This is a genomic window from uncultured Methylobacterium sp. (assembly GCF_964244095.1).
Lineage (GTDB): Bacteria > Pseudomonadota > Alphaproteobacteria > Rhizobiales > Beijerinckiaceae > Methylobacterium.
Genome location: NZ_CAXTHR010000105.1, coordinates 1 through 15,596, shown reverse-complemented (window position 1 = coordinate 15,596; position 15,596 = coordinate 1). Strand labels below are relative to the sequence as shown.

The window sequence follows — 15,596 nt, the reverse complement described above, 5'->3', positions numbered from 1 at the left end:
GGTCGGCGGTGAAGTCGTACTCGACGTAGCGCTTGAAGAAGCTCTCCAGGAAGCCCGTCACCAGCCGGCCCTTGTCCTCCGGCTGGAGGCGCTTCTTCTCGATTCTGACGTATTCGCGGTCGCGCAGCGTCTGGAGCACAGCGGCGTAGGTCGAGGGCCGGCCGATGCCGAGTTCCTCCATGCGCTTGACGAGGCTCGCCTCGGAGTAGCGCGGCGGCGGCTCGGTGAAGTGCTGCGTCGAACTGATCCGCTCGCGCCGCAGCGCCTCGCCGGCCTTCACCGGCGGCAGGCGCTTGGAATCCTCGTCCTCCTCGTCGTCCTTGCCCTCCTGATAGAGGGTCAGGAAGCCGTCGAACTTCACGGCCTGGCCGGTCGCCCGGAGATCGATCCGCCTCGGGCCGACGCTGGCCGCCACGTCGATCGTCGTGCGCTCCAGCTCGGCCGATTCCATCTGGCTCGCCACCGTGCGCGTCCAGATCAGGTCGTAGAGGCGCGCCTGCTCGGGATCGAGCATCCGCGCGACCTGCTTGGGCAACCGGCCCATCTCGGTCGGGCGCACGGCCTCGTGCGCCTCCTGGGCGTTCTTGGCCTTGACGCTGTACTTACGCGGCGCGCCCGGCACGTAGCGGTCGCCGAACTCCTTGCCGATGACGCGGCGGGCATCGGCGATGGCCTCGGGCGCCATGTCGACGCCGTCGGTGCGCATGTAGGTGATCAGGCCCACCGTCTCGCCGCCGATGTCGACGCCCTCGTAGAGCTTCTGGGCGACCCGCATGGTCTGCGCCGGCGCCATCCCGAGTTTTCGCGAGGCCTCCTGCTGCAAGGTCGAGGTGGTGAACGGCGGCTGCGGGTGGCGCTTGGCGGGCTTGGCCTCGACGCTCGCCACTTGGAAGGTCGCGAGTTCGAGGTCGCGCTTGAACGCGGCGGCGTCCTCGCCGTTGCCGACGTCGAGGCGCTGGATGCGGCGGCCGTCCGCGCCGACGAGCCGGGCCTCGAACACGCCGCCCTCGGCGGTCGCGAGCGTCGCGACAAGCGTCCAGTATTCGCGCGGGCGGAAGACCTCGATCTCCACCTCGCGCTCGACCACGAGGCGCAGGGCCACCGACTGCACGCGGCCGGCCGAGCGCGCGCCGGGGAGCTTGCGCCACAGCACCGGCGACAGGTTGAAGCCGACGAGATAGTCAAGCGCCCGGCGGGCGAGGTAGGCGTCGACCAGCGCCTGATCGATCTGGCGCGGCTGGCGCATCGCGGTCTCGACCGACGCCTTGGTGATCGCGTTGAAGGTCACGCGCTCGACGGCGACGTTCTTCAGCACCTTGCGGGCGGTGAGCGCCTCCAGCACGTGCCAGGAGATCGCCTCGCCCTCGCGGTCCGGGTCGGTGGCCAGGATCAGCTTCTCGGCGCCCTTCACGGCGCGGGCGATCTCCGACACCTGCTTCGAGCCGCGCGCGTCGAGCTCCCAGATCATCTTGAAGTCGGCCTCCGGATCGACCGAGCCGTCCTTGGCCGGGAGGTCGCGGATGTGGCCGAAGGAGGCGATCACCTCGTAGTCCCGGCCGAGGTACTTGTTGATCGTCTTGGCTTTGGCCGGCGACTCGACGACGACGACTTTCATGGACGAAACAGCCTCTCGCCAAAGCCCGAGCAGCACCAAGAACGCGCGAATTGTGGGTGTTCGCGCCGCGGCCGGGCCGGACCTGCGCGAGGCATGAAGTGGGTCATGCCCCGCGGGTTGTCAAATGCGGCGCGGCGCCGGATCGGGCGGACGTGCGATCGAAAGGCGATATTGCACTTGACGTACCCACCGACTAACATGGTTGCACGAATCAACCGTAGCGAGCGCCACCATGCCCATCATAAAGAACTATGGTTTGAGGTGGGTTCGCGATAGCGTCAACTGGGGAGCGAGGGGGCGCGCAGGATCGTTAGACGGAAAGCTAGCAACATTGAAAAGCTCGCAAATCGTAGATTTTCGTGAGCAAATTGGGATATATGTTCTTTATGAGCCGGGTTTTATACCTGTTTATACGGGACAGGCAGGCGTAGGAACGGCACGGTTGTTTGCTCGCCTTAAAAATCATCAAAACGACCACCTGCGTGACCGCTGGGATCATTTTTCGTGGTTTGGGTTCCGTGCTGTTACAGAAGCTGGCGAGCTTTCTGAGCGACAAAATCCAGATGCTACCACATCCATAACTTATGCAGATGCTCTCTCCGAGATTGAAGGTATTCTGATTGAAGTTTTGGAGCCTCGTCTTAACAAACAGGGCGCGCGCTGGCAGCAAAATGCGGAAGAGTTTGTACAAGAATCCGCAGAAGCGCCATGGGATAAGATCGATGATCTGCAGTCGCAAGTTGCTTCACTACAGGAAGCCGTCGAAGCTCTGACTAAGAAAATCAAGTAAGGCTGAGGTGCACTTTAAGGATACGTGATGGCTCGGACCTTCCTCTGCCCAGACACGGAAGAGCAGTGCAACCATCCTGATTGTAGGGTCGGATTCTGCGCAGCCGATCAGGCAGCCAAACGACGAGCTGCGATGGCCCCTATCTCTCCTGAGATGGAAGAGGAGCGTCGCCTTATCTCAAAGGCCACGACTCAAATCGTTGAGGATTATCTGAAAAAGAAGCGCGTTACTGCGACACCAGAACTTATTGCAAAGCTAGAGGCCGACCCGAAAGTTCGCGAGATGGCTCGGCAGAGAGTGCGCGAGATACGTGACCTACTTTGAACTGCCTTCGGAGTTCTCCCGCACCTTCGGCGGCACGATCTTACCGAACACACGATCTAGCGTCTCGCCGTTGTCCGTCCCTAACTCGCAGGACAGTTCCTCGAAGCGACGGCGCTGCTCGGCCGGCGTTAGCGGCTCAACCTTCTTGCCGGACGGCTTGGGCTTGGCGGGGGTGTCTGTCGGCATGAGTGTAATCCTCGTCACGAGGTTTGAGGGTGGGATCCACCATGTGAGGCCGGTAAGGCCCGCTGTGATAACACCGGCCTCAATCGAGGCAACAGAACGGTCGCAATAACATCTTGATCTGTTGAAATACCGTCTGTATATTTTTCTAAATTTAGGATCGAAAGCGCCTTTTTCTTTCCCTCGCCTTCATTGGAAATACTTTTCCCGTCATCAAATGTTAAAAACTCAAGGTCACTTATCTCGTTGGCTTCCTTTACCCACAAAGCTGAAGAGAGATGAAGCGCATCACCAAGAGTCATAAAGCGCGGCTTCTCATCTTTGCCTCGTACATCGACGGGTCGTTGCCAAGACAAATCACGAAGTCGAGCCGCCCTTAGGTTCGTGTTGACGTCAGGAGATACGACTGTGGCGAACGATCTTATGTATTTCGCCAATTCGTCAACCGAACTAAAAACTCCCGCTTGGAAATTTGAAGGGCGCAACTCAGCAAAAAGCACGCTGCTAACCCAAATATGCCTTTTCTTGTTGACTGCGTCTTTAAGTATTTCTTGTATATCAGCATTCTCTGTGCCGGACGCATTATTTGCGTGCCTAAGCAACACGTTCGTATCAAGGAAGTGATTTTTACTAGTTGAGGCGGTCAGCATCAAAACCCCAAGAGGCGAAATCACTGCCAATCATAGAACCTCGAATATCCCTAAATTGCTCAGCAAAAGGTATTTCTTCGATTGATTTGATCTCAATCCTTTGTGGAAGCGGGCTGTCGCCAGTATAAATAGCAACGCCCGAGACCGATACGCGCTTGTTGCCGAAGGGGTTATAAGCATCCTCGCCACGGGCACGATCAAAAACGCATTCTATTTGCTTGGCGGTTCCGTCTAGGAGTAAAATTCCTTTCCATGCGGGTCCAAGATAGTCGATATTGCCTAGCCTTCCAACGAAGGAATTAATCATGCTTCCTGCAAAATACGAAGGCTTGCGCTGCTGTTTGACCGACCGAAGCGCGTTCTCAAGTCTCCGAGTCTGTTCTACAAAAAAATGATCTATTGGCACTTCTGTCGAAACGAATTCGGCCCTGACTGAAAAATCAGATCTAAAGCCCTTTCCAATTTCGACCAGCTTATGAGCAATGGGTGTGTATCTATCTGCTATGCTATAATCACTGCGATAGACACTTTCTGCGCATTGCCGTAGAAGATGAACCGCTTGAGTGCGTGTTGCCAGCGCAAATTGGTTTGAGCCCATTTTGAGATCAGAGATGAATACTTGAGATCTCTGAGGGTGTATCATTTCGCGTCGCTGAACAAGTTCAGCAACCTTTAGGGCGGCAAGGAATGAGTTGAATACTTTCCGGAAAACTTCTGCCGGTACTAGGCGCAGGTCATCTGCGTCAGCAGGAACATCTGCTGAACGGATCACGACCCGTAGTTCATTTGCGTCTGGCGGATCGGCCAAGTTCGCGCCTCCTGGAAAAGAAAGGCTAGCATTTTTGACCGCAGATGGCACGGGCGAAATCAATGTGTCAGCCGTGTCTTAGCGAACCGTTGCCGTATGTCGCTGGCCTATCTCACCGCATCACAATCGGGACGCCGCTTAAGGTCTATGCTTCTGCCGTGAGTGCACCAGGGTAAGCTAATCGGTACGTCAGACGCTTCCCGACGATGCCTCGCAGAGCCCGATCGGCCCGCTCCACGTCATTCACGCCCGGCTTCACCCGGTTGTTATACCGGAGGTCGAATTCGGCGAGGTAGCGGTGCAGGTGCTGCTTGCCGCAGTGCTGGTAGACGCCCTTCATGCCGCGCTTGAACACGGAGAAGTAGCCCTCAACGGTGTTCGTGTGGACGATGCCGCGCACGTACTTCTTGGCGGAGTGGGTCGTCATCTGGTGGTCGGCGAAGGTGGCGCCGACTTTCGTGTAGATGCTGGACTCGTCCGTGAAGAGGCTGGCTTCCTTGAGGATGTTCGCTTCGATAATCGGGCGAAGGGTCTCGGGCTTGATGTCGTCCACGACCACGGAGCGGACCTTGCCGGCGTCGCGGTCGAGCAGGGACAGCACCTTCATCTTGTGGTGATAGGCGCGGGCCTTCGGAACGCCAGGCTCGCGACCGATGAAGGTCTCGTCGGCCTCCACGATGCCGCCAGCGCCGGGCATGCCATCGATACCGCCCATGGGGGCGAGAGAGCCGTCGCGCATGGCCTCGCGGATGCGGTGGGAAATGAACCAAGCGGTCTTGAGCGTCACGCCGAGCGTGCGGTGCATCTGGTTGGATGACACGCCCTTCTTGGACGAGCACATGAAGTGCATCGCTTGGAGCCACAGGTGCATCGCGACGTGGGAGTCCTCAAAGACCGTGCCGACCTTGACGGTGAAGGGCTTGCGGCACTCGTAGCACTTGTAGGTGCCGATCCGGGTGGACTTGCCGCCGAGCTTGCCGATGCGCTCGAAGGTGCCGCACTTCGGGCAGGTTGGACCCTGCGGCCAGACACGAGCCTCAACGTAGGCGTAGGCGGCTGCCTCGTCGTGGAAGTGCTTCGCGCTGAGGACGGCCTTGGACATCGGTAACCCCTTATGCGGATTACCATACCTCAGTCGTTGGGTACGTCAAGTGCAATATCGCCAATCGAAAAGGTCTCAGGACACGGTGCGTTTCCCTCCCCCCTCTGCGGGGGAGGGCGCCTCCGTCAAATCCCCGCGTACCACTCGTAGCCGCGGTCTTCCCAGTAGCCGCCCTGGCCGTCGCCGATCTCGGCGAGCGATTCGACCACCTCGATCCGCATCACGTACTTGGCCTGCTTGTAGCCGAGCTGGCGCTCGATCCGCAGGCGCAAGGGGGCGCCGTTCGCGACCGGCAGCGGCTTGCCGTTGAGGTCGTAGGCGAGGAGCGTCTGCGGGTGGAACGCGTCGGTGAGGTCGATGCTCTCGTAGTAGCGGATCGGCGTGCGCTCGTCCTCCGGCGCCTCGGCCGGCGCGCCGCCCCAGGATTCGGCGTCGTTGCCGGCGGCTGCCACGTGGCGCACCCCGCTCGGGGTCTCCGGCCGCAGGGCCGCTCCGTCGCCGCCCCCTTCGAGGCCGCCCCCCGCATATTCGAGGGTGTCGGCGCAGTGGAACACCACGTAGCGCGCCTGAGGCTTCAGGCCGGCGCGGTTCAGGACCTCGGCAAGCGGCACGCCGGACCACGTGCCGATGCAGCTCCAGCCCTCGACGCAATCGTGCCGCGTCGTCTGCGTCCGCGCAGGCAGCGCCCGCAGGTCCGCTAGGCCGAAGGATTGCGGCTGCGCGACGAGGCCGCCGACCTCCAGCTTGAAGTCGGAGAATTTTCGCGATGCCAGCGCCTTGTAGGCCTTGTCCGGCGGGTCGATCGTTCCGTTCGGCTTGAACACCGCCGAGACCGCGGAATCCGGGAATTCCTTGGCCAGCGAGGCGGGCGAGAGCAGCAGCCGCTGCACGAACAGGTTGGCGTCCTCGCCGGCCTTCAGGGTCCGCGGGCCGTAGGGCGAGGCCGCGAAGCGGTCGCAGCCGGCGAGCATCGCTGTCCCCGCAAGGCCCGTCGCGGCGGTGAGGAAGCGGCGGCGGTGGAGCGTGCTCATCGGCGGGTCGCCCCCTCGGTCTCGATCGAAAACCAGCCGGTGACCATGCCGCGCATGTTGTTCCAGAAGCCCGAGACCAGCACGAGCACCACGTGCACGATCACGAACAGCACCAGGAGGTTGGCCACGATGAAGTGGATCGTGCGCGCCGATTGCCGCCCTCCGAACATCGCCACGAGCCACGGCCACGCCGCATCCATCGCCGGCGACATCGCCAGGCCCGCGAGCACCATCACGGGCAGCAGCCCGGCGATCACCGCGAGGTAGGTGAGCTTCTGGAGCGCGTTGTAGCGCCGGGCCTCCTCGCCCTTGGGGAAGCGCAAGGTGAGGTGCTCGCGCACCGAGCCGCCGAGATCGCGCATCTGGTCGCCGTCCGGGATCACCCGGCGGCGCAGTTGCCCGCTGCCGAGCCCGTAGGCGAGGTAGATCGCTCCGTTGACGACGAAGGCCCAGGCGAACAGGAAGTGCCAGCGCCGCGCCGTGGCGAGATCCTGGCCCGAGGGAATCGTGCTCCAGGCCGGGAACGCCCGCTCGCTCGCGGTACCCCGTTCGGTCGAGACACCGAGCACGCCGGTGGTGTCGAAGGTGTGCGAGCCGATCGCGACGAAGCCGCGGGCCTCGCCCTTCGCGTCGGTGTCGCTGCCGATCGCCAGCGCCGGCGCGTCGAAGGTCGATGCCGCGCCCCAGTACAGCGCCGGGTGGGCGTTGAAGATCTGCAGCCCGCTCATCAGCAGCACCAGCAGGCTCGCGGCATTGAGCCAGTGCGCGACCCGGATCACCAGCGGATGCCGGTAGATCTTTTCGCGATTGGGGGGCGCGATGGCCGTGGAGGATGCCAAAAGGGGTCTCGCCTGCAAAGGAGGGCTCGCCGGAGCGTCGGGCCGCTTCGCCGACCCGTCCGGCAGGGTTACGTGCGGCGGCCGGAGAAAGTTGCCGGCCCGGGACCGCGGCGGCGCGCTTGCCGCCGTCCCGGCCCGGACCTATCACCCGGGCCAGCATGAGCCAGCCGACGCCTCCGAGCTATCCCCACCGCCACCTGCTCGGCATCGAGGGCCTGTCGCGCCCCGACATCGAGGGCCTGCTCGCGCGCGCGGACGCCGCCGTCGCCATCTCGCGTCAGGTCGAGAAGAAGCGCGCGACGCTGCGCGGCCGCACCCAGATCAACCTGTTCTTCGAGCCGTCCACGCGGACGCAATCCTCGTTCGAGCTTGCCGGCAAGCGGCTCGGCGCCGACGTGATGAACATGCCGGTGGCCTCCTCCTCGGTGAAGAAGGGCGAGACGCTGATCGACACCGCCGCGACGCTCAACGCCATGCGTCCCGACATCATCGTGGTGCGCCACCATGCGGCGGGCGCGGTGCATCTCCTGGCCCGCAAGGTCGATTGCGCGGTGGTCAACGCGGGCGACGGCGCCCACGAGCACCCGACGCAGGCGCTGCTGGACGCGCTCACCATCCGCCGCAACAAGGGCCGGATCGAGGGGTTGGCGGTCGCGATCTGCGGCGACGTGCTGCACAGCCGCGTCGCGCGCTCGAACCTCATCCTGCTCCAGGCACTCGGCGCCCGCGTCCGGGTGATCGGCCCCTCGACGCTCCTGCCCGCCGGCATCGAACGCTTCGGCGTCCAGGTGTTCACCGACATGCGCAGGGGCTTGGAGGGCTGCGACATCGTGATGATGCTGCGCCTCCAGCGCGAGCGCATGAACGGCTCCTTCGTGCCGAGCGTGAAGGAATATTTCCGCTATTACGGCCTCGATGCCGAGAAGCTCGCGCTGGCCGCCCCCGACGCACTGGTCATGCATCCGGGGCCGATGAACCGCGGCGTCGAGATCGCCTCCGACATCGCCGACGGGGCGCAGTCGCTGATCCGCGAGCAGGTCGAGATGGGCGTCGCCGTGCGGATGGCGGTGATGGAGGCGCTGGCCTCGCACCTGCCGAACGCGTGACATCCGCTTGACATGCCGCCGCGCGATTTCGACCTTGACATCCTGGTGATCCGCAAGCGCCTGGAGCGCGAAGGATGGCAGATCCGTCCCTCCAAAGGTCCGCATGACATCTATGTGCGACCGGGACGGCCGACCGTCGCCGTCCCGCGGGGACGTGGAGACCTTTCGCCCGGGACGGCGCGCGCCATCGCGCGCAACGCCGGTTGGCTCGATGGGAACACGCGACCATGACCGCTTATATCGGCATCCTCGAAAAGGAACCCGGTACGTTATGGGGCATCTGGTTCCCGGATTTGCCCGGCTGCATCGCGGCCTCGGAAACCGCTGACGAGACCGTATCCCAGGCCGGAGAAGCGCTCGGCCAGTGGCTTGCGATCGCGCGGGAGGACGGCGAAACGCTGCCTGCGCCGCGCACAATCGAGGCACTCCGCGGCGATGCGGATTTCCGCGAGGCCCTGGCCGCGGGCCACGTGGCCATCCTGATCCGGCCGCCGGTCGACGAGCTCGATCTCGACGACGGACAGTTGCGTGCCGTCGACGAGGCTGCCGAGCGTCGCGGTCTCTCCCGGCGCGGCCTCGTTCGCGAGCTCGTCCTCAGTCAGATCGCATGATGGGCGGGCGTCCCATCCTCCTCACGAACGCCGCCCTCCTCGATCCGGCCACCGGCCGCGAAGCCCCCGGCCACGTCCTGATCCACGCTGGCCGCATCTCGGACATCGCCCGGGGCGCCGTCCCCGGCACGCCGGAGCACGTCCAAAGGATCGACTGCGCCGGCCATATCCTCGCGCCTGGCCTGATCGACCTGCGCGCCTTCGTCGGCGAGCCTGGCGCCGAGCACCGCGAGACTCTGGCCTCGGCGAGCGCGGCGGCGGCGGCCGGCGGCGTCACGACGCTGGTGTGCATGCCCGACACCAACCCGGTGATCGACGGGCCGGCGATCGTCGACTTCGTGCTGCGCCGCGCCCGCGACACCGCCTGCGTCAACGTCCTGCCGGCGGCCGCCATCACCAAGGGGCTGGCCGGTCACGAGATGACAGAGTTCGGCCTGCTCCAGGAGGCCGGCGCGGTGGCCTTCACCGACGGGCTGAAGGCGGTGCGCAACGCCCAGGTGATGCGCCGCGCGATGACCTACGCGAAGGATTTCGGCGCACTGCTGATGCAGCATGTCGAGGAGCCCGACCTCGTCGGCGAGGGCGTGATGAACGAGGGCGAATTGGCCTCGCGGCTCGGGCTGATGGGCATCCCGCGCGAGGCCGAGACGGTGATGCTGGAACGCGACCTGCGCCTCGTGCGGCTCACCGGCGCGCGCTACCACGCGGCGATGATCTCTTGCGCCGATTCGGTCGGGATCGTGCGGCGGGCCAAGGAGGACGGCCTGCCCGTCACCTGCGGCGCCTCGGCCAACAACCTCGTCCTGAACGAGGGCGACATCGGCCATTACCGCACCTTCTGCAAGCTCTCGCCGCCCTTGCGCGGCGAGGCCGACCGGCAGGCGCTGGTGGCGGGGCTGGCCGAGGGCGTGATCGACGTGGTCGTCTCCGACCACAACCCGCAGGACGTGGAGACCAAGCGCCTGCCCTTCGCCGAGGCCGCCGACGGCGCGCTCGGGATCGAGACGCTGCTCGGCGCCGTGCTCCGCCTCGTGCGGTCCGGCGACGTGCCGTTGGCCTGCCTCCTCGCCGCGCTGACGGCGAACCCCGCCAAGATCCTGGGGCGGGCGGCGGGCCGGCTCGCGGTCGGCGCGCCGGCGGACCTCGTGCTGATCGACGTGGACGTGCCCTACGTCCTCGACAAGCGCGCACTCAAGTCGCGCTCGAAGAACTCGCCGTTCGACGAGGCGCGGATGCAGGGCGCCGCTGTGCTGACGCTGGTCGGCGGCCGGATCGTCCACCGCTGCGCGGACCTCGCGTGAGCGCGGTCGCGGACCTCTCCTGGCCGGCCGTGCTCGGCTGCCTCGCGCTCGGCTACCTGCTCGGCGCGATCCCGTTCGGACTGGTCCTGACGCGGCTTGCGGGCCTGGGCGACGTGCGCGCCATCGGCTCGGGCAACATCGGCGCGACCAACGTGCTGCGCACCGGCCGCAAGGGGCTCGCCGCGGCTACCCTTCTGGGCGACGCGCTGAAGGGCACCGCCGCGGTGCTGGTCGCGCAGCGTTTCGGCGAGGGGCCGGCGCTGGCGGCGGGGCTCGGCGCGTTCCTCGGGCACCTGTTTCCGGTCTGGCTCCGCTTCCACGGCGGCAAGGGCGTGGCCACCTTCCTCGGCGTGCTGCTGGCGTTCAGCCCGCCGGCGCTCCTCGCCTTCGCCGCGATCTGGCTCGGCCTCGCCGTTACCCTGCGCTACTCGTCGCTCTCCGCGCTCGCCGCCTCGGCCGCGACGCCGATCGTCCTGTGGGCGTCGGGCGAGCCGGGCCGGGCGGGGCTCTTCCTCGCGCTCGGCCTGCTGCTATGGTGGAGGCACGCGCCCAACATCCGGCGGCTGATCGACGGCACCGAGGGGCGGATCGGGCAGAAGGGCTGAGACCGCGGCGCCGCCCGGGAGGGGTCATGCAGCTCACCGACGCGCAGCGGACCGACTGGCTGCGGCTGATCCGCACCGAGGGCGTCGGCCCGCGCACCTTCCGCGGCCTGATCAACCGCTTCGGCGGTGCCGCCGGCGCCCTCGACGCGCTCCCCGACCTGACGGCGCGGCGCGGGAAGCGCATCGTGCCGCCCTCGCGCACGGAGGCCGAGGCCGAGATCGCGGCAGCCGGGCGCCTGGGCGCGCGCATCGTCGCCCTGGGCGAGGCGGAGTATCCCGAACTCCTGCGGGCGGCCGACTCCGCGCCGCCCGTGATCGCGGTCCGCGGGCAGGCCGGGGTGCTCGCGCGCCCCGCCGTCGCCATCGTCGGCTCGCGCAACGCCTCGGCCGCGGGCCTCGCCTTCACCGAGCGGCTGGCGCGGGGCCTGGGCGAGGCCGGCCTCGTCGTGGTCTCGGGGCTCGCCCGCGGCATCGACGCCCGCGCCCACAAGGCCGCCGTGCCCACCGGCACCGTCGCGGTGCTCGCCGGCGGCCACGACCGGATCTATCCGCCCAACCATGCCGGCCTCGTGGACGCGATCCTGGAGGCGGGCGGCGCGGTGCTCGCCGAGATGCCGATGGGCTGGGTGCCGCGCGGGCGCGACTTCCCCCGGCGCAACCGCATCATCTCGGGCCTCGCCTACGGCACCGTCGTGGTCGAGGCGGCGCGGCGCTCGGGCTCGCTCATCACCGCGCGCTTTGCCCTCGAACAGGGCCGCGAGGTCTTCGCGGTGCCCGGCTCGCCGCTCGACCCGCGGGCGGAGGGCACCAACGACCTGATCCGCCAGGGCGCGACGCTGGTGGCCGAGGTCGACCACGTGCTCGCCGCGATCGCCCCGCTGATCGCGCGCGGCGACGACCCGGACCGGGGGCCGGCGCCGGCGCGCCCGGATCTCGCCGACGCGCCGGTGTTCTGGGACGAGCTCGATTTCGACGGCGAGACGAGCGCGGTGCCCGCGCGCGACCTCGGCCCGGAGGAGGAGGAGGCGCCGGCGGACGACCGCCAAAGGCTCATCGGCGCGCTCAGCCCGACGCCGATCGGCACCGACGAACTCGCCCGCGCCACCGGCCTGCCCGTGCGCCTCGTGCAGACCACGCTGCTCGAACTCGAACTCGACGGGCGCATCGAGCGCCACGGCAGCGGGACGGTCTCGCTGATCCGGTGAGCGCTCATACCAGACCTCGATGAGTCTGACTCATCGAGGTCTGCCCGCGCGACGGCGCGGCGGCGGTCGTCCGCCGGACCTCACTGATCCCGACCATGGGTCGGGATCAGTGAGACGTGGTATCAGCCCGGCTCCGGCTCGTCGTCCTCCGATTCCACCAGGCCGCGCATCCGGTCGAGGCAGCCCTGGAGGATGTAGGCGGCGGCGAGCTTGTCCACGAGCTGGCTGCGCCGGGCCCGCGAGGTGTCGGCCTCGATCAGCGCGCGGGTGACCACGGCGGTCGAGAGGCGCTCGTCGTGGAACAGCACCGGCAGGTCGAGGAGCGGCTTGAGGTTGCGCACGAACGAGCGCGTCGACTGCACCCGCACGCCCTCGCTGCCGTCCATGTTGAGCGGCAGGCCGACCACGAGGCCGCCGACCGCGTGCCGCTCGCACAGCAGCCGGAGCCGGGCCGCGTCCGGCGTGAACTTCACCCGGCGGATCGTCTCCAGCGGCGAGGCGATCTGGCGGCCGAGATCGGACAGCGCGAGGCCGATCGTCCGGGTGCCGAGATCGACCCCGATCAGCCGCGGGCCCCCGCGCGAGGCCTGCGCGAAGGCGCGTATCGCGTCCGTATCCATCGCCCGACCGATCCTGCCCGCGCTGCGGCCCTACGCGAGGTCGCCCGCCCGCGCCAGCACCGCCGCCTCGATGCCCTCGAAGGTCGAGGGCAGCGGCGCGGTGCCCGCGCCCAGGATGTCGAGGATCGCGAGCCCCTGGGTGCGGCGCAGCAGGTCGTCGAGGCTGTCGCCGCCGAAGCGGACGGTCTCGAGGTCCGCGGCCATGACCCAGACCGGGTACTCGCCGGCGCCGTCGCCATCCGGGAAGGCCCCTTGGACGTCCCAGAACAGGAAGCTGCCGTCCTCGCCCTCGCCGAAGAAGCAGGCGCGGTCGAGCCGCGTCAGGTCGCCGTCCTCGATGTCGAAGCGGTGCGGCACGTCCGCGCCGGCCAACGCCCGGATCGCCGCGTTGACGCTGTCGGCGATCAGCACGGCCCGCATCGCGAGGTCGGCAGCGGGGTAGGGCAGGGGCGTCGCGATGCGGAAATGGCCGTTGGCGAGGCCCGCGCCGCAATCGCGGCAGAAGCTGCGATACGAGTCGGGCAGCGGAAAGCCGAGCTCCGCCTCCGCCCGCGCCATCTCGGCCTCGCTCGACCGCGCGCCCGGATGAAGCCTGGCGAACACCGCGTCCCACATCGCCCCGCCCCGTTCCATCCACAGCCGTTAACCGCGTCCCGAACCCGACATGGCCAAGGGCGCGGCGGTTCCGGCATAACGTCGGTTAAGGTTTCGTTAACGCCCGCCGCGGAGGCATCCTTGACCGCCATCGGTTCGACCTGTCCACACCCGGCGTCCCGCCGCCATCCGATGCCGCGCCGGCACAGGCTGCTGCTGCTCCTGGCCTTCGAGGTCCTGGTGCTCGGCTTCGCGCTCGCCGCGTTCTTCCCCGTCCGCACGCACGGCATCCTGATCGAGACCACGGTGACCCCGAACCACGTGGTCACCTGATTCGCGTGCGTTGCGGCGGCGCGAGGGCCGATGCTATAGCGCCCCGACCCCACGGGACCCCGCCGCGCCGGACCAGGACGAAGGCAGCATGTCGGTCGACGACAAGACGGTCCGGCGCATCGCGCACCTCGCCCGCATCGCGCTCGCCGACGACGAGGTCGCGCCGCTGCGGGGCGAGCTGAACGCGATCCTCGCCTTCGTCGAGCAGTTGAGCGCGGTGGACGTGAGCGGCGTCGAACCGATGACCTCGGTGACGCCGATGGCGATGAAGACGCGCAAGGACGTGGTGACCGAAGGCGGCCGGGCGGTGGAGGTGGTGGCCAACGCGCCGGAGACCGAGGACCATTACTTCCTGGTGCCGAAGGTCGTCGAGTAGGCGCCCCGACCGGACGGCGCCCTTTGAACCGCATCGCGGCCGGACGGCCGAGGACGAACAGCGTGACAGACCTCAACGAACTCAGCCTCGCCGAGGCGCGCGACGGCCTCAGGGCGCGGACGTTCTCCGCCCGCGAGATCGCGCAGGCGCATATCGCCGCGCTGGAGAAGGCGCGGGTGCTCAACGCCTACCTGCTGGAGACGCCGGACCGCGCCCTGGCGATGGCCGAGGTGTCCGACGCGAAGCTCGCCAAGGGCGAGGCGCGCCCGCTGGAGGGCCTGCCGCTCGGGATCAAGGACCTGTTCTGCACCCACGGGGTCGTCACCACCGCGGGCTCGAAGATCCTGGAGACCTTCGAGCCGCATTACGAATCCGCGGTCTCGGCCAACCTCTGGCGCGACGGCGCGGTGATGCTGGGCAAGCTCAACCTCGACGAGTTCGCGATGGGCTCGTCCAACGAGACCAGCGCCTACGGCGACGTGGTCTCGCCGTGGCGGCGGCGGGGCTCGGAAGCGAGGCTCGTGCCCGGCGGCTCGTCCGGCGGCTCGGCGGCGGCGGTGGCCGCCCGTCTCTGCCTCGGCGCGACCGCGACCGACACCGGCGGCTCGATCCGCCAGCCCGCGGCGTTCACCGGCACCGTCGGCATCAAGCCGACCTACGGGCGCTGCTCGCGCTGGGGCACGGTGGCCTTCGCCTCGTCCCTCGACCAGGCCGGGCCGATCGCCCGCACGGTGCGCGACTGCGCGATCCTGCTCGGCTCGATGGCCGGGGCAGACGCCCGCGACACCACCTGCGCCGACCTGCCCGTGCCGGATTTCGAGGCCGCGGTCGCCCGCGGCGTGAAAGGCCTGACCATCGGCATCCCGAAGGAGTACCGGGTCGAGGGCATGCCGGCCGAGATCCAGACGCTGTGGGACGACGGCGCGGCGTGGCTCAGGGAGGCGGGCGCGACGATCCGCGAGATCTCGCTGCCGCACACCAAGCTCGCGCTGCCGGCCTATTATATCGTCGCGCCGGCGGAGGCGTCGTCCAACCTCGCCCGCTACGACGGCGTGCGCTACGGCCTGCGCGTGCCGGGCCGGGACATCGCCGGGATGTACGAAAACACCCGCGCGGCGGGCTTCGGCCGCGAGGTCAAGCGCCGCATCATGATCGGCACCTACGTGCTCTCGGCCGGCTATTACGACGCCTATTACGTGAAGGCGCAGAAGATCCGCACCCTCATCAAGCGCGACTTCGAGGAGGCCTACGCGTCCGGCATCGACGCGATCCTCACGCCCGCGACCCCGTCCGCCGCCTTCGCGATCGGCGAGAAGGGCTCGGCCGACCCGGTCGAGATGTACCTGAACGACGTCTTCACCGTGACCGTGAACATGGCGGGACTGCCTGGGATCGCGGTGCCGGCGGGCCTGGACGCCCATGGCCTGCCGCTCGGGCTTCAGCTCATCGGCCGCCCCTTCGACGAGGAGACGCTGTTCGCGGCCGGCCAGGTGATCGAGGAGG

The 15,596-nt window shown here is 67.3% G+C and carries 20 protein-coding genes; 11 read left to right on the top strand and 9 right to left on the bottom strand.

What is annotated here, in order from left to right; genetic code table 11:
• A partial coding sequence (topA, locus tag ACFE86_RS15835) for a type I DNA topoisomerase (RefSeq protein ID WP_375456287.1) occupies window positions 1-1,615 on the bottom strand: 1,615 nt, incomplete at its 3' end.
• Window positions 1,616-1,847: 232 nt separating this feature from the next.
• On the opposite strand from topA, the gene ACFE86_RS15830 reads away from it, so the two are divergent.
• Window positions 1,848-2,405, top strand: a complete 558-nt coding sequence (locus ACFE86_RS15830; protein ID WP_375456286.1) for a GIY-YIG nuclease family protein — start codon at window positions 1,848-1,850, stop codon at window positions 2,403-2,405.
• 27 nt (window positions 2,406-2,432) lie between these two features.
• On the top strand, window positions 2,433-2,729 hold the full coding sequence (locus tag ACFE86_RS15825; protein ID WP_375456285.1) for a hypothetical protein: 297 nt from the start codon (window positions 2,433-2,435) through the stop codon (window positions 2,727-2,729).
• Here ACFE86_RS15825 and ACFE86_RS15820 read toward each other — a convergent pair.
• The 6 genes from ACFE86_RS15820 to ACFE86_RS15795 all read right to left on the bottom strand — a co-directional run bounded on the left by ACFE86_RS15820 (window position 2,721) and on the right by ACFE86_RS15795 (window position 7,360).
• The gene (locus tag ACFE86_RS15820) at window positions 2,721-2,915 is read right to left on the bottom strand and encodes a hypothetical protein (protein ID WP_375456284.1); all 195 of its coding nucleotides are present in this window, start codon (window positions 2,913-2,915) and stop codon (window positions 2,721-2,723) included. The two genes, ACFE86_RS15825 and ACFE86_RS15820, sit on opposite strands and share 9 nt — an antisense overlap.
• A 14-nt stretch (window positions 2,916-2,929) precedes the next feature.
• Window positions 2,930-3,562: a hypothetical protein gene (locus ACFE86_RS15815; RefSeq protein WP_375456283.1), complete on the bottom strand. Its 633-nt coding sequence runs from the start codon at window positions 3,560-3,562 to the stop codon at window positions 2,930-2,932.
• Window positions 3,543-4,370, bottom strand: a complete 828-nt coding sequence (locus tag ACFE86_RS15810) for a hypothetical protein (RefSeq protein ID WP_375456282.1) — start codon at window positions 4,368-4,370, stop codon at window positions 3,543-3,545. Before ACFE86_RS15810 ends, ACFE86_RS15815 begins: the two co-directional genes overlap by 20 nt.
• Window positions 4,371-4,515: 145 nt before the next feature.
• Window positions 4,516-5,472 carry an IS1595 family transposase gene (locus ACFE86_RS15805; RefSeq protein WP_375456281.1) on the bottom strand — a complete coding sequence of 319 codons (957 nt, stop codon included), beginning with the start codon at window positions 5,470-5,472 and terminating at the stop codon, window positions 4,516-4,518.
• A 125-nt stretch (window positions 5,473-5,597) separates the two neighbouring features.
• Complete coding sequence (locus tag ACFE86_RS15800) at window positions 5,598-6,503, bottom strand: molybdopterin-dependent oxidoreductase (RefSeq protein ID WP_375456280.1); 906 nt, start codon at window positions 6,501-6,503, stop codon at window positions 5,598-5,600.
• Window positions 6,500-7,360, bottom strand: a complete 861-nt coding sequence (locus tag ACFE86_RS15795) for a cytochrome b/b6 domain-containing protein (protein ID WP_375456279.1) — start codon at window positions 7,358-7,360, stop codon at window positions 6,500-6,502. Before ACFE86_RS15795 ends, ACFE86_RS15800 begins: the two co-directional genes overlap by 4 nt.
• Window positions 7,361-7,500: 140 nt before the next feature.
• On the opposite strand from ACFE86_RS15795, the gene ACFE86_RS15790 reads away from it, so the two are divergent.
• From ACFE86_RS15790 to dprA, 6 genes are read left to right on the top strand one after another with little or no spacing between them, the layout of a single operon-like run.
• On the top strand, window positions 7,501-8,448 hold the full coding sequence (locus ACFE86_RS15790; protein ID WP_375456278.1) for an aspartate carbamoyltransferase catalytic subunit: 948 nt from the start codon (window positions 7,501-7,503) through the stop codon (window positions 8,446-8,448).
• 12 nt (window positions 8,449-8,460) lie between these two features.
• Window positions 8,461-8,679: a type II toxin-antitoxin system HicA family toxin gene (locus ACFE86_RS15785; protein WP_375456277.1), complete on the top strand. Its 219-nt coding sequence runs from the start codon at window positions 8,461-8,463 to the stop codon at window positions 8,677-8,679.
• Complete coding sequence (locus tag ACFE86_RS15780) at window positions 8,676-9,059, top strand: type II toxin-antitoxin system HicB family antitoxin (RefSeq protein ID WP_375456276.1); 384 nt, start codon at window positions 8,676-8,678, stop codon at window positions 9,057-9,059. Before ACFE86_RS15785 ends, ACFE86_RS15780 begins: the two co-directional genes overlap by 4 nt.
• Window positions 9,059-10,360, top strand: a complete 1,302-nt coding sequence (locus ACFE86_RS15775) for a dihydroorotase (protein ID WP_375456275.1) — start codon at window positions 9,059-9,061, stop codon at window positions 10,358-10,360. The genes ACFE86_RS15780 and ACFE86_RS15775 overlap by 1 nt, the downstream gene beginning before the upstream one ends.
• A complete protein-coding gene (gene plsY / locus ACFE86_RS15770; RefSeq protein WP_375456274.1) occupies window positions 10,357-10,965 on the top strand; it encodes a glycerol-3-phosphate 1-O-acyltransferase PlsY in 609 nt (202 codons plus the stop codon). The genes ACFE86_RS15775 and plsY overlap by 4 nt, the downstream gene beginning before the upstream one ends.
• A 26-nt stretch (window positions 10,966-10,991) precedes the next feature.
• Window positions 10,992-12,170: a DNA-processing protein DprA gene (gene dprA, locus ACFE86_RS15765; RefSeq protein ID WP_375456273.1), complete on the top strand. Its 1,179-nt coding sequence runs from the start codon at window positions 10,992-10,994 to the stop codon at window positions 12,168-12,170.
• Window positions 12,171-12,292: 122 nt separating this feature from the next.
• Here dprA and ruvX read toward each other — a convergent pair whose 3' ends face one another.
• Both ruvX and ACFE86_RS15755 read right to left on the bottom strand, forming a co-directional pair.
• The gene (gene ruvX / locus ACFE86_RS15760) at window positions 12,293-12,790 is read right to left on the bottom strand and encodes a Holliday junction resolvase RuvX (protein WP_375456272.1); all 498 of its coding nucleotides are present in this window, start codon (window positions 12,788-12,790) and stop codon (window positions 12,293-12,295) included.
• Window positions 12,791-12,820: 30 nt separating this feature from the next.
• A complete protein-coding gene (locus ACFE86_RS15755) occupies window positions 12,821-13,405 on the bottom strand; it encodes an SMI1/KNR4 family protein (protein ID WP_375456288.1) in 585 nt (194 codons plus the stop codon).
• A 120-nt stretch (window positions 13,406-13,525) separates the two neighbouring features.
• Between ACFE86_RS15755 and ACFE86_RS15750 the strand changes: the two genes are divergently transcribed.
• The 3 genes from ACFE86_RS15750 to gatA form a co-directional block, all read left to right on the top strand.
• On the top strand, window positions 13,526-13,717 hold the full coding sequence (locus tag ACFE86_RS15750) for a hypothetical protein (RefSeq protein ID WP_375456271.1): 192 nt from the start codon (window positions 13,526-13,528) through the stop codon (window positions 13,715-13,717).
• Window positions 13,718-13,805: 88 nt separating this feature from the next.
• Entirely contained in the window at window positions 13,806-14,093 is a 288-nt protein-coding gene (gene gatC / locus ACFE86_RS15745; RefSeq protein ID WP_375456270.1) for an Asp-tRNA(Asn)/Glu-tRNA(Gln) amidotransferase subunit GatC, read from the top strand.
• Between the two features lie 62 nt (window positions 14,094-14,155).
• Window positions 14,156-15,596, top strand: a 1,441-nt coding sequence (gatA, locus tag ACFE86_RS15740) for an Asp-tRNA(Asn)/Glu-tRNA(Gln) amidotransferase subunit GatA (RefSeq protein ID WP_375456269.1), incomplete at its 3' end; no start/stop codon positions are given.